The following is a 301-nucleotide window of genomic DNA, read 5'->3' on the forward strand; positions in this document are numbered from 1 at the left end:
CCTTGTTGTTCGAGTACAGAACCAGACAGTAGAAGCGCAGCATGCCATTAGGCTTCGTCCTGCGCCGCGTGCCCATTCCGTTTTCAGAGGGAGTTCCGTCTTCGTGAAGCAATTCAATGCCGGTGCGCTCCACCACGCGCAGCCAAACTCGAACGTCACTGAGCTCCAATCGGATGCTGTCGGAGCTCTCTGTTGTCGGTTCGACGACGAAACCCCGGGCCTCCGCCGCGAAGCAAAGTGCATTTAGGAGAGCCAGACCTCGTTCGTATGTGTTGAGCGTAACTCTAGCGGCAATCGACTT

Annotated in this window: 1 protein-coding gene; it reads right to left on the bottom strand. The window is 56.5% G+C overall.

Translation table 11 applies throughout. The features are described from left to right. Nucleotides 1-301: hypothetical protein (locus tag RCF13_RS02845; protein WP_308140821.1), on the bottom strand; the 301-nt coding region annotated here is incomplete at both ends.

This window comes from Stenotrophomonas maltophilia group sp. RNC7, assembly GCF_030910085.1.
In the GTDB taxonomy this organism is placed as follows: Bacteria; Pseudomonadota; Gammaproteobacteria; order Xanthomonadales; family Xanthomonadaceae; genus Stenotrophomonas; species Stenotrophomonas sepilia.